Origin of the sequence: Microcoleus sp. Pol17C6, from assembly GCF_036701145.1 — a bacterium.
Lineage (GTDB): Bacteria > Cyanobacteriota > Cyanobacteriia > Cyanobacteriales > Microcoleaceae > Microcoleus.
Genome location: NZ_JAUBQH010000028.1, coordinates 14,463 through 27,399, shown reverse-complemented (window position 1 = coordinate 27,399; position 12,937 = coordinate 14,463). Strand labels below are relative to the sequence as shown.

Below are 12,937 nucleotides of genomic sequence, written 5' to 3'. Positions count from 1 at the left end.
TCCAGTTAAAAAGAAGAGGCCGTGCCAACATGATTCAAACCACAGCCAAACTACTAACATTTGAAGAATTCCTAGAGTGGTATCCCGATGGCAAAGGACGTTTCGAGCTACGAAATGGAGTGATAGTTGAGATGAATCCAAACGGAGACCATGAGGAAGTTACAAGTTTTCTAATCCGCAAAATTAACGTAGAAATCGATCGCCTAAATCTTCCTTATATAACACCATCAACCTATTTCGTCAGACCTCCAGCCGCGACTACAGGGTTTCAGCCAGACATCATAATATTAGACAAGCCAGCCTTGATTTCGGAGCCACTTTGGAAAAAATCATCGATTATTACGCAAGGTGATTCTGTTAAACTTGCTGTGGAGGTAGTTAGCACCAACTGGCAAGATGATTACCTGGTTAAAGTGGCTGATTATGAAAGATTGGGTATCCCGGAATATTGGGTTGTGGATTATGCTGCTTTGGGCGGCAAACGTTTCATTGGTAATCCGAAACAACCGACTATCTCAGTTTACCAGTTGGTTGATGGGGAGTATCAGGTTAGCCTGTTCCGAGAGGGCGATCGAATTTTATCGTCTGCTTTTCCCGAACTAAATCTAACTGTTGAACAGGTTTTCGGTTCGATCCAAAGCGAATAGTAATTCGGGTTAGCTTCAACGGTGTAAATAATGACTTGTGTATCCAAGTAAATTGTAGCAGAGGATGGTAGCTTTAGTTGTCCCATGAGTTTCTTTCTGCTTCTAGTTCCGATCGATTTCTTCAACAGTTCTGGAAACATGACGGCTGCGGATTTCTGTAAGCAATTGCAACACTTTACGCCGCCCACCTTGAGGCTTTTCTGGTATAATCACAAAAACTTCAACCTCTTCGCCCACAGATCCCGGAGGCATTTGAATTTCAAGTTTATTTCCTGCAAGAACTTTGGTTGTAATCCGTATTGCTGACTGCATACTTCCTCTTTTGCGATGATTAATTTTCAACAGCCCCTAAAGCTTTGAGCGTGGCTTTTTCAACTTCCGTTAAACCCGTAACTCCTGCAATATTCATGTTTTCATAAGGTCTGTCACTTTTGAGTATTTTGAGGCACTCACCAGTCTCAATATCCCAAATCATAATTGTGCCATCCCGACTGCAACTAGCAATCAGTGTATCATCATAATTGAAGGCAAATGAGTTAATTCTACTGGGGTTATATTGGAAAATTTTTAGACACTCACCTGTACGGATATCCCATAATCTTACCGTGTGATCGACACTTCCACTAGCAACTAACTCACCCGAATAACTAAAGGCCACTGAACGTATCCAATCAGTATGGCCGTGAAAAATATTGAGGCATTCACCGCTATTGATATCCCATAGTCTTACTGTTTGATCGATACTTCCACTGGCAAGTATTTCACCGTTCTGGCTAAAGGCGATCGCGCGTGTCCAACCGGTATGCCCCTGCAAGATTTGGAGGCATTCACCAGTATGGATATCCCACAGCCTCACCGTTCCGTCATAACCTGTACTGGCAAATATCTCGCCCAAAGGACTGAAGGCAACCGAGTATAATGAACTGTTATGCCCTTGCCAGGTTTTGAGGCATTCACCACTGCGGATATCCCACAGCCTCACCGTTTGGTCAGAACTACCACTGGCAAGTATTTCACCCGAAGGGCTAAAGGCGATCGACCGTACTTCTTTTCCACTCTCTAGCAAAATATTGAGGCATTCCCCACTGCGGATATCCCACAACCTCACCGTTTGGTCATAACCTCCGCTAGCAAGTATTTCACCGTTTGGATGGAAGGCAACTAAATGTACCCGATCGAGATGACCCTGCAAGATTTGGAGGCATTCACCAGTGTTGACATCCCACAGCCTAATTGTTTGTTCGTCATCGCCGCTGGCAATAATTTCACCGTTTGGACTAAAGGCTACTGACCTTACTTGAGTGCTATGCCCTTGCAGCGTATTCAAGCATTCACCGCTGTTAATAGCCCACAGCCTCAACGTTTGGTCGTAACTACCGCTAACAAGTATTTCACCAGCAGGATGGAAAGCCACTGACCCTACTTGATTACAATGCGCGTGCAAAGTATTCAAGCATTCACCAGTCTTGATATCCCACAGTTTCGCTGTTTGATCGTAACTTCCACTTGCGAGTATTTCGCCGGAAGGACTAAAGGCGATAGACCGTACTTGATCGAAATGTCCCTCCAAGGTTTTGAGACATTCACCGCTACCGATATTCCACAGCCTCACTGTTTTGTCGGCACTTCCACTAGCAAGTATTTCACCAGCAGAATCGAAAGCAACTGAAAACACGTTTTTAGTATGACCTTGCAAAGTTTTGAGACATTCACCAGTACCGATATTCCATAGCCTCACGGTTCTGTCGCCGCTTCCACTGGCAAGCATCTCACCCGCAGGATGGAAAGCAACTGAAAATACAACTTTAGTATGGGCTTGCAAAATTTGGAGGCATTCACCCGTGCGGATATCCCATAATCTTATCGTGCGATCGAAACTCCCACTAGCAAGTATATTTCCATCAGGATTGAAGGTGACAGACATTACTGCTTCGGTATGTCCCTGCAACACTTTTAAACATTCACCAGTATTGACATCCCATAACTTGATTATTTTGTCATAACTGCCGCTAGCCAGTATCTCACCGTCAGGACTGAAGGCGACAGACTGCACCACGTTGGTATGTCCTTTACAGGTCAATATTTCTCTTCCACTACTAGCTTCCCACAAGCGAACTACGCTATCACTATCACCTGTAGCTAACAGTTTGCCATCAGGACTAAATATTACTGACCGAACACTGCCAAAGATTTTAGTAAAAGCAGAATTAGCCAAATTCGCTTCAGCAAAATTGACGTGGCGCAGCGTCGCATTTGTAAAATCAGCACCTAAAATAACGGCACTAGAGAGGTCTTTACCTTCTAAAGCAGTTTTGTCCTTTTTTAACAACAGCGTAGCCGCATTCCCTCCCACATAACCTACTTCACTTTCAGTTTGACCCCGCGTTGCTTCCAGAATTTCCAGAAGCGGCACAATCCCGGTTTCTGAAACCATCGGCAACAACAAATCCATGACTGCTTTCGTCAGTGGTGCTTGTCCGAAACTCTGACGAAGTTTACTTGAATTTTCAGCAACAAATCCCTGCAAGGGGGCGATAAGTTCGTTGTTATTTCTCTTCTGGGCCTGAAGCTGACAATAATTAGACCAAGTGTATAATTGAGCCTCAGTATTACGATTTACACAAGACTCTTCAGGCGCCACTAATTCGGTAAAATCTGCAGCCAAAACTCCCAATTCTGCTGCAAATTTATAAGCGACAAAAAACTCTAATAACGAACGGTGCGCGGGAGCATAATCGCCATCTGCATTGCGAATCAGCATCGTTTGACCCATCATGTCGTAGTGCCAGTGGTCTAAGTCTTTTTCCTCTTGGACGACGGAACCAAACAAGCTGCGAATGCGATCGGGAAAACCGCGATAATTCAGGCTCATTTGGTTGGTTGACAGCATTTCCCACGATAACTCGCACAAAAAGTAGAGCTTATCTGCCAAAGAAGTAAAAGTCCGTTCTGCTTTGATATCTCTCTCTATCTTCCGCCGCACCGCATACAGATAGATCCGCGACATATCGACTGGTTTTCCAGCTTCAATATCGGGCAATGCTTCCAAAATTAACTCGGTCATCACCGGGCGACGCGCTAAATCTAATAATTGCGGGTTTCCCATCACTTTTTCCACTGTCGCGGCTTCTGTTTGAAATGACAGCGCTTGCCCAATTTGCTCGTCGTTAAATTTCTCTAATTCTAAGACTTCAAATTGGGGAGTTTCGCCTGTTAAAATGGTTGTTGATGCTTGCAGTTCTGCATTGAACAATGCCCGTCCTTCCTTGCCTTCAGGAAAGTGTTCGGTACGGCAAGTGAGGATGACTTTTGCGCCGGGAACGACGGTTTTTGCTAGTTCCCAGAAGTTGTTGATGGTTTCTTGCCTATCGCATTTAGCGGCCATTTCATCAAAACCATCGAAAATCAACAGAAATTTGCCCATGCGATTCAGTTGTTCAAAAGCAGAATAACCCGCCAAAGGTATCTCGTGCTTGCGAAAGAAAAACTCAGAAAATAGCGACTCGACACTAACTGCTTTTGCGTAATCTCGCAAAGGAATTACTAACGGCAAACGCGGACGTTCTAAGCCGCGCTTTTGAGCATCTCGGTAGCGTTGCAGCGCCATCCAAGCATAGTGCATCGCAAACCAAGTTTTCCCGGTTCCAAATTCTCCTAAAACTGAAATATGTTCTTTTACTGGGTCATTCAACCACAGGTCAATATAACCTTCGATCCAGCCATCTCGCCCGTCATAATGACTCACGCCTATCTTGCGCTGAGTATCGGGGTCAATTTCTTCTTTCGTACAGGCTAGCGGCACATATTTGGTATCAATTTCTCGGCTACTAATTTCTGTTTCTAGCCAATCCAGATAGGCGGTGAAATCGGCATCTTGGTCGAGTAATTCATCGAAGGTATAACAAGCTAAATTGCGATTTTCATCTTTTTCTACTTCATCCCGCGCGGCGCGACTGATGCGGCGGGCGGTGACTAACCAGCCTTCATCGGTGCGCTGTTTTTCCACCGACTCGCGCAGGGCTGAGATGTCTCTGAGTCCGGCTTCTCCGGCAATGCCGCGCACTAAAATGCGATCGTACCGATTGCGTCTGACGGGAACATTGATAATCCATTCAAAATAGTTATCTTCCCAAATTTCATATTTCTCAAACCGATAACTTAATGTTTCAAACCAACCTCGAACTTGTTGCGATAAAATAAAAACTTTAGACTTTTGAATATTAGTTGATGCTGCAGCGGGAAGTGCGGGATAATCTTCAGCTTCCAGTCGTGCAAATTCGGTGCGAATTCCTTCGATAGTGGGGAGGCGTTCGATGCGATCCATTACCATAGATAGGCGTTTTTGCAAAGAGGCGAGCGCATTTCCCACCATCACATCTCCCAGCGTCCGCGTCCGCTTTGCTACTTCCATAAACACGGCGGCAAATGCCATGAATTCCCGTCGGGGGTCAATGCCTAAATCTCGAATTTCTTTGCCTAAAGCACTCTCATTCAGATATTCATCGCCTGCTTGAATTAAAATGGCTGGGCTATCGGACTCGAAAGCTTTGCGAAATGCTGATTCAATCTCTTTTTGGCGAAACAGTTCTAAAATCTGCTTCGGTTTACCAGCGCCGTATTCTACTAAAGTATAAACATAAACTCCGCTAAAATCTGCGGGCGGAGCATCCGGATCGAGGTTAAATCTTTTTAATAATTTGATGACAGCTTCGTTGCGCTGAAGCTTGTCTTTGATAGTGCCGAAGGGAATTGCCGTCAGGAGGCTGATAACTAAGTCGAGACTAATTAGCATGATTTAGGCTTTCCTATTTTTCCGTTGAAGTAATGCTCAAATCTAGAATCGGTAGGCTATGTCCCTGAACTGCGCTGCGGGCGATCGCAAACTGCTCTATTTTTATGTTAACCCATCATTTAGACACTCCGACCAAAAAACCGGGTTGTTACCAAAAGACGCACTGTAGCCCGAAGCTCCCGTAAAAACCTGGTTTTTGGGTTTCCATGCCCTCCGAGTCCTCGAAACCGGGTTGCTACCAAAAGACGCCTTGCAGCCTGCAGATTCGCTAAAAAACGCGGTTTCTGAGCCATCATGCTATTACCACAGATATTAGCATTTTTTACTAAATATGACCACTATAATACCGAGGAAAAACAGACAAATATTGTAGTAAGGATAGCTCTATATTAGTTGTCATATCTGATTTTTAAAAGTTAAAATATAGATAACTAACAAATAAAAGTTGCTATCTATGAAAATACAATCGTCCGTCTTAGTCCACCTGGGATTTGGCAAATATGTACGCTCCGATAGAGTAACAGCAGTCATACCAATTGAAGAAGAACGGGGGCCTGGTCGGCGCACTTTCGTGCACGTAGACGGCGAAGCAGACCCGATCGTTGCTTCGCGCGCCGAAGATACAATTGTTCGCGATTTGGTGCAGGAACCGCGCGAAATAACTCAAGCTCGGCAGCAACAAGAAATCCTCCAAGATTTGCTGGCAGATTTGAGCAATGTTAACGTCACCGTGCGCCGCATCAGCCGCGATGAAGGCGGACTTGATCTCGAACGTTTGGAGCGCCGCATTCGCCAAATCTTAGACGCCTAAAAATAAAAGACCGCCCGCGCGGTCTTTCTTATTGTTTGTATCGCTAAAAATTTTCATCTAAGGGTTTCAATGTAATTTCGATGTCCGCTAAACCGGTGAGTTTTTCTACCACGGGCTCTTCTTCAACTCGCGGTACAAAAATAGTTAAACCTCCCGGAACGCACTCAATAGAAACCGGAGTCATGCCGATGATTTCGCCGTCTACAACCACTTTTTGAGGCGGATCGGCACTAATTGTTACTTTTTTTGCCCGCAAATAACCGATGTCGTCGCGATCCGTAGCATTGCCGCTCAAAGCTGTTTGCAATAGGTGATAAGAAGCTGCGATCGCCCCAGCTTTATTCTGAGGCGCCACCAGCGTCACGTCCAGCAAGCCGTCATCAAAAATAATTCCTGCCGGGCCTTGAGCTAAAATGGAAGTAGGTGGCGCTGCATTCGCCACGGTGACGGCCACAGCAGTAAGGCTGATAATTCTATCTTCGGTTTCGATTTCCGCTTCAAATCTTTCTAAATTGTTTAACTGTTTAATTCCTGAAAGAATGTAAGCCAGCATTCCCCAGCGATTCTTCATTTCGCGATCGGCAAGTTCGACGGTTTCCGCCTCAAAACCCACTCCAGCTAACAAAACCATCGGCATTTCACCGTTGCAAATCGCCGCATCCACCACCCGCGTCAACCCTCCCAAAATATTTTCGCAGGCGGTTTCAATTGTATTCGGAATCTCTAAAGCATTAGCAAAAGCATTAGCCGTTCCCCGCGAAATAATTCCTAAAGGAATATTTGTGCCCACAATCGCCCCAGCAACTGCGGATAATGTGCCGTCGCCCCCGCAAGCAATAATTGCCTCAACACCTCTATCAACTGCTTCGCGGGCGATTTGATCTGCGTCTAATTCGGGGGTTGTCAGCCGAATGTCTAAGTCAATAAGAGGCTCTAAAAGTTCCTGAATTCTAGCTAAGTCTTGGTCAGGGTTGCTGTTACCGGCGACGGGATTGAAAATTAGGCAAGCTGAACGTTTCATCTTTGGTAATTGGTAAGGGGTAATTGATAATTGGTAATTGCTCATTGATAATATTATGTCCGGTCAATTGGCAACAATCAAATTGGTTTGTAGTGAGAGCTCCAGTCCTCATCAAACTCGCTGGGACTTAAGTTCTCGCTACAAACCTAGAACGGTACAGTATTTGTGCTAGAGGTTTAATTAAGACTTGACAAAAGTCCACTCTAAGACTTCGCGGGGAGCTTTGTGCAACGCTTCCTTGATTTCCTGGTTGCTGTCGAACTTGACTTTATCCAAAACGCACGCTTCGACGTTCACCGTAAACTTATCTTCTTCAAAAGGCCAAGGAGTTACAGTCACGAGTTCGTTGCTGTGCTGTACAATATCGTAGCGCTTTCCGTCCGGGCCGACACTAATTTCTAAAGCTCGTTCTCCGGCGGGTAACTCGCGGCTGCAAAGAATTAATGATAGCCGATCGCACCACTGGAAAAAAGCATAAGCTGCATTAGCATCTTCCTGAGAAATATTCAACTCTTTTTGCCATTTTTTTTGATTTTCCAGTTGTTCGTCCAAAAACTCGTCGAGTTCCTTCGACTCTCCCCGCTTTCCTTCATTGAGATAGCTCATGTGCATAGAAATCAGCATTGCTACCCACCTACCGCGATATAGGGAATTCTCCGTCATGGCTTTAATTTTCGGCAGAGAAGTTTCCGTCTGCAAGGTAAAATCAAAGGGCGCGCCCGCTTCAGTCAAAATATTTTCTTCCCATTCTTTCTCCAAATCATCGTGATGCGAAATCGCCGCTATGGTTTCGTAGAGGCGAACCGGAGATTTCGAGCGCTTCCAGTGTCCGCCAAGTTGCGCCGCGAGTAAAGCGTGGGCGCGGTGGTAAATAATTTCCCAGCCGGTGGCGGTTAAATTAGCAATCATGGAATTTTTGTCCTGAATTAAGTTGATACAAGTATTTTGTGCGAGAATTCGGCTCTCGATCCCCCGTAGCCTTAAAAAAGCGGGAACCGGAATCGGTCAAAGCCCAGGTTTTTAAAGGCGATCGAGACTTACAGAAAAACGAAAGTTAAATCACAAAAGGTTCGATCGAGATATCCTGCCATTTGCCCTCAAATCGTTCAACAACCAAAGGTCGGATGCGGAACTTCGGGGGACACCCATCGAGAACATCAATCCGCAAACACGAATAAGGACGGCGTTTGTGGGAACCTTGACCGCTGCGGCCGACAAATAGCAAAGATTCCGCTACCCGCCGACTAGCTGTTTCGGAACCAGACTGCCGCGCCAACCGATAAGCTTCTGGACTCAATGCTTCCTGCAAGATCGGCCCTTCCGGGCGCTGGCGGCGGAGACTGTGGCCGCTTCCCCCGCAGACAATCCAATTAATCCCAGAGTCGCCGTGTCCAGTATCCCCAGTCCGCAGGTATTCCAAACAGTGAGCGTGGCCAGTCAGCACCAAATCTACTAGCGGACGCCCCCGCGCCACCTCCCCAACTGCATCGGCCACCCCGTCGAGCACCTCGCGCAATCGCCACCTAACCGCCAAAGTTTGAGCTTGATTCCACTTTGTCGCCTCGGTCACGTAGGGGGGGTGGTGCAGGTAAATTACCCGCCCCCGCACGTCGGAATCGCGCCAAGAGTCAATCAGCCTTTTTTTGAGCCATTCGAGCTGTTCAACGTCCGTGGAGGCTGTTTTGTCGGGGGACAGTTGTTTGTCAATATCCATCAACATTTCGTCAACTTGCTCTAATTTGGCGGTCAAGTCGTCTAGCTGTTCGTCTTCCTCGGGAATTTGGGGGTTGAGCTGATCGCACATTTCGAGCATTACCAATTTTTCTTGTTCCAATTTCTGGCGATCGAGTTCCAAATTCTGGCGGCGAATGTCGCCCTGTTTGGTTTTCGGGATCGGTAAGGGCTCGTTGAAGGTGTTGGAGTCGAGGGCGAAGAAGTCTATGCCGCCGCTGCGGAAGGTGTAGTAGCGGTTGGGTAAGCGGGTAAAGCGTCCGGGTTGGTAGCGGAGGCAGCGGCCTGTGCTGGTGCTGGCGGTGTAGTGGGCGTCTAGGTGGCGATCGAGCTCTCCCGGCATTTTATGAGCTTGCAGGTAGTCGAGAAACGCTTTGGCGTAGGCATTTCCGCGATCGGAACCGTGCCAGCCGACATCGAGATCCAACTTGGAACCCAACAGGCGGCGCAGCGGCAAAGCTGTCGCCGACAGAATGCCGTAGACTATCGGCAAGTCGTAATAGTCGTGGTTTCCCGGTACGGGCAAAAACGGAAAGTTAAACACCATGCGATCGTAGGCAATCCGAGAGGGATGCTCGCCGCCGACGATAAATTCTCGGTAGGGGCGAATAAAGTTTTGCAAGTAATATTCGCTGGAACCTACGAGATAAACTACATCGCCCGTGTGGAGGACGAAACGGCTAGTTTCGCGCTCCGAAACCATCAGTTCGGCAATCTGCCGCTGGGGATTGTAGCCCCGGTGATTGCCCGTGCCGCTGTCGCCTACAACTAAAAACGAAAACTCTGGAGAGTCGGTGGTTTGAGATTCCAAAACCATCCGAGTTTGGTCGATTCCCCGATCGACGATCGAGTGTTCTTGCCACCGCACCCGCTCTTTCATTTTGCGGATTTTGACTGTTATTTGCGGGTCGGAAACGAATTTCAATTCACCTCTTCTCCAAAATTGCTGAGTTCCTAGTTAATCATAGTGCAGCGATCGGGGGACTTTTTACCTCTCTCTAAAAGCTGAAAATCGAGGCCGGGTGGTCAGAAACCGGGTTTTTTAGGAGAATACTGCGTTAAAACCGATCGTCACGGCCAAAAACCCGGTTTCTTTAGTTTCTTTGGTTTGACGCGCAGGCAGTCAGAAACCGGGTTTTTGACGAAAATACTTCGTTAAAACCGATCGCCACGGCCAAAAACCCGGTTTCTTTGGTTTTGATGCGATCGCCCCGTATCTAAACTCAAATCAGGGCTGTGCAAATTATGCACAATTAAGTCCCAGTAAGCCATTCAGCTTTTGCCCAAATGTCTAGTAATTTTGCGAAATAGTTTTAAACTTCTGGACTGGAGGGATTAAACCCCCTAATCTTTTCATCCTCGCAACTATAGGCGAGGAGTGTTAAGGTTTTATTTGATAATCTTAACTAATGTGAATGGGAAGTCCCGCGCTCTACCGAAGGTGAGCGTCGGGATGAAAATGAGCCAAAAAATAAATTGAGCGACAGCGAATCAATATCGTTTTTTTGTGCCCTATGATGATTTTATCGGTATTCTGCAACCTTGATAAATGTATAAAGCTTACAAGTACAGAATTTATCCCACAGATGAGCAAGAGGTCTTGTTTGCAAAGTCTTTTGGCTGTGCGAGATGGTTCTGGAACTATGCTTTGAATTTATGTCGAGAAACTTACAAGAATACTGGCAAAGGACTATCTAGGGCATACATTCAAGGCTTGCTACCTACACTTAAAAAAGAATACGAATGGTTAAAAGAACCCTATTCTCAATGCTTGCAGGTGGTTGCACTGAATTTGTCTACTGCCTACAAAAACTTCTTTGACAAGAGGGCGATGCTGCCCAAATTCAAAGCCAAGCACGGCAGGCAGTCGATCAGTTACCCTCAAAATGTCAAATTTGACGGCGACTATATCAACTTACCTAAAATTGGTTTAGTTCTCTGTCGGCGACATCGTGACTTTGAGGGCGACATCAAGACCGTTACCGTGTCTCGCAACCCGGACGGCAAACACTTTGTTTCTGTTTTAATTGACGATGGGAAAGAACAGCCTGAGTTAGTCCCAGTAGATAAAGCTATTGGCATTGATGTCGGGTTAACTCATTTTGCTATCACCAGTGATGGTTCTAAGTTTGGCAATCCCAAACATTTTGTCAAACGCCAAAGAAACTTAAAGCGCAAGCAACAAAAGCTTTCTCGCAAAAAGAAAGGCAGTCAAAACAGGAAAAAGGCAAGACGGGCGGTGGCAAAAGTTCACTCCAAGATTGCCCGATGCCGCGAAGATTTTCTACACAAGCTATCCCGCAAGATAGTTAACGAAAACCAAGTTATTGCAGTAGAAAATCTCAATATCAAAGGCATGGTAAAGAATCATAATTTAGCCAAAGCCATTAGTGATGTTGGCTGGGGTATGTTCTGCACAATGCTTAAGTACAAGGCTGAAAGTGAAGGTAAACAATACATTGAGATTGATCGATGGTTTCCTAGCTCAAAAACTTGTCATGCCTGCCTAAATCAAGTTGAGCATCTCACTCTTGATGTTAGGGCATGGACTTGTAAACATTGTGGTACTCATCATGACCGTGATGTAAATGCAGCCCTCAACATTAGAAATGAAGCCTTGCGGATTTTGGCGTTAGGAACTAGCGCTTCTGCCTGTGGAGGGGATGTAAGTCGATCTGGCAAATCTTCGGTTTTGTTGGACGCTATTCCCGTTGAATCAGGAAGCCAGCGCTGTACCAATGAAGTGGTCAGCGTCTGGTAGTTCACTCCACACTCAAGGCATCGAACCACTGTAAAATCCGATTCCATGCCCACCACCGATCGCTATCGGCAAATTGATGCTGACAACGTTTACTACTGATATGCCCAACATGACCGCCGTAGGCTGTCACCACTAATTCTAAGGCAGGATTGTTCGCGCTAATGGCTTGCAACTCAGGGACAAGCACCGGGTCAAACATCGGATCGTCGGCTGCATAAAGGATGTAAGTGGGTTTTTTGAGGTGAGGTAAAATGTTTAGAGCGCTGCTAGCGTCATAGTATTCTTCGACAGAGGAGAAACCTAACGGGCCAATTACCAGTTCGTGGTCAAAGCCCCAAATGCTGTTGGCGCGTTCAATGGCTGCAGGATCGATCGCCCCTGGATGCGATGCGGCGATGTTTTTTGCTAGTTTTTTTAACTGTCGCGCGATCGCTTTTTCTAAAAATTTCCCCCACTCATCTTTAACTAGATAAGACAGAGAACGGTTCGAGTCCAAGCTGGGGCAAATCACCGCCGCGCCTGCTAGTTCTGACTCTTCGATCCCTAAGTCAGGCCCCCAATCTGCGATCGTCTGAGCTGATTTTACGGCCCACAAGGCTAATTGTCCGCCCAGGGAATAACCCGTGAACCAAAAAGGGGCGGGACATCCCATTTCTTTAGCAGCGGCAGCAATCCGAACGAAATCTTCGCCTTCGTATAGGCCATCAGAAGTCAGGGTGGGAGAGAGTTGGGCAGTTTTGCCGTGAGCTCGCCAGTCAAATAATACCACTGCACAGCCTTGGGCATAGGCTTTACGGCCTAGTAGCTTGAGATACCATTGATTATCCAGATCGCCAGTAATGCCGTAAGTGCCGACAATGGTATATCGGGGATTTTCGGGGATTGCCACCCAGCCGAAAATCGGGACTCCACAGGCACCAGTAAAGACGTGTTCTCGGTAAGGGGGCTCTGGGTAAGGGATCGTCTTTTCCCAACGGCGACTAGCCCTTAATGCGGTGTACAACGTCATTAATAGGCCGTTGTTCAGCAGCCAAGGTGGAGTATAGGCAAGGGTCATAAGCGAATGTCGGAAATGTCTGTCTCGTGAGTGGGATTTTTTTACTTGAGAGGTTGGCTATTCTAGCGAATAACCCTGAAAATCGCAATACTTATACTTTTTGAGTAAATGCACTCA

9 protein-coding genes are annotated in these 12,937 nt (G+C 46.5%); 3 read left to right on the top strand and 6 right to left on the bottom strand.

Annotation, left to right across the window (positions count from 1 at the left end; translation table 11 throughout):
- Positions 1–29: 29 nt before the first annotated feature.
- Positions 30–647 (top strand): Uma2 family endonuclease, encoded by a 618-nt coding sequence (locus QUA25_RS15570; RefSeq protein WP_333039319.1) that lies wholly within the window; start codon positions 30–32, stop codon positions 645–647.
- Positions 648–749: 102 nt separating this feature from the next.
- Here QUA25_RS15570 and QUA25_RS15565 read toward each other — a convergent pair whose 3' ends face one another.
- Entirely contained in the window at positions 750–959 is a 210-nt protein-coding gene (locus QUA25_RS15565) for a hypothetical protein (protein ID WP_333039316.1), read from the bottom strand.
- A gap of 19 nt (positions 960–978) precedes the next feature.
- Positions 979–5,439 (bottom strand): WD40 domain-containing protein, encoded by a 4,461-nt coding sequence (locus QUA25_RS15560; protein WP_333039314.1) that lies wholly within the window; start codon positions 5,437–5,439, stop codon positions 979–981.
- A gap of 454 nt (positions 5,440–5,893) precedes the next feature.
- Between QUA25_RS15560 and QUA25_RS15555 the strand changes: the two genes are divergently transcribed.
- Positions 5,894–6,250 carry a hypothetical protein gene (locus QUA25_RS15555; RefSeq protein WP_006631047.1) on the top strand — a complete coding sequence of 119 codons (357 nt, stop codon included), beginning with the start codon at positions 5,894–5,896 and terminating at the stop codon, positions 6,248–6,250.
- A 43-nt stretch (positions 6,251–6,293) separates the two neighbouring features.
- On the opposite strand, the gene QUA25_RS15550 is transcribed toward QUA25_RS15555, so the two are convergent.
- From QUA25_RS15550 to QUA25_RS15540, 3 genes are all read right to left on the bottom strand, one after another.
- On the bottom strand, positions 6,294–7,271 hold the full coding sequence (locus QUA25_RS15550) for a YegS/Rv2252/BmrU family lipid kinase (RefSeq protein ID WP_333039313.1): 978 nt from the start codon (positions 7,269–7,271) through the stop codon (positions 6,294–6,296).
- Positions 7,272–7,451: 180 nt separating this feature from the next.
- A complete protein-coding gene (locus QUA25_RS15545) occupies positions 7,452–8,180 on the bottom strand; it encodes a DUF3891 family protein (RefSeq protein WP_333039311.1) in 729 nt (242 codons plus the stop codon).
- Positions 8,181–8,325: 145 nt separating this feature from the next.
- Entirely contained in the window at positions 8,326–9,927 is a 1,602-nt protein-coding gene (locus QUA25_RS15540; protein ID WP_333039310.1) for a metallophosphoesterase, read from the bottom strand.
- A 624-nt stretch (positions 9,928–10,551) separates the two neighbouring features.
- Here QUA25_RS15540 and tnpB point away from each other — a divergent pair.
- Positions 10,552–11,763 (top strand): IS200/IS605 family element RNA-guided endonuclease TnpB, encoded by a 1,212-nt coding sequence (gene tnpB, locus QUA25_RS15535; protein WP_333039308.1) that lies wholly within the window; start codon positions 10,552–10,554, stop codon positions 11,761–11,763.
- A gap of 1 nt (position 11,764) precedes the next feature.
- Here the strand turns inward: tnpB and QUA25_RS15530 are convergent, their stop codons facing one another.
- The gene (locus tag QUA25_RS15530) at positions 11,765–12,820 is read right to left on the bottom strand and encodes an alpha/beta fold hydrolase (RefSeq protein ID WP_333039307.1); all 1,056 of its coding nucleotides are present in this window, start codon (positions 12,818–12,820) and stop codon (positions 11,765–11,767) included.
- Between the last annotated feature and the right edge of the window lie 117 nt (positions 12,821–12,937).

Coding starts and splice junctions, on each gene's coding strand:
- tnpB (WP_333039308.1), top strand. CDS start 10,552: ATGTATAAAGCTTACAAGTACAGAATTTATCCCACAGATGAGCAAGAG.
- QUA25_RS15560 (WP_333039314.1), bottom strand. CDS start 5,439: ATGCTAATTAGTCTCGACTTAGTTATCAGCCTCCTGACGGCAATTCCC.
- QUA25_RS15545 (WP_333039311.1), bottom strand. CDS start 8,180: ATGATTGCTAATTTAACCGCCACCGGCTGGGAAATTATTTACCACCGC.
- QUA25_RS15550 (WP_333039313.1), bottom strand. CDS start 7,271: ATGAAACGTTCAGCTTGCCTAATTTTCAATCCCGTCGCCGGTAACAGC.
- QUA25_RS15530 (WP_333039307.1), bottom strand. CDS start 12,820: ATGACCCTTGCCTATACTCCACCTTGGCTGCTGAACAACGGCCTATTA.
- QUA25_RS15565 (WP_333039316.1), bottom strand. CDS start 959: ATGCAGTCAGCAATACGGATTACAACCAAAGTTCTTGCAGGAAATAAA.
- QUA25_RS15555 (WP_006631047.1), top strand. CDS start 5,894: ATGAAAATACAATCGTCCGTCTTAGTCCACCTGGGATTTGGCAAATAT.
- QUA25_RS15570 (WP_333039319.1), top strand. CDS start 30: ATGATTCAAACCACAGCCAAACTACTAACATTTGAAGAATTCCTAGAG.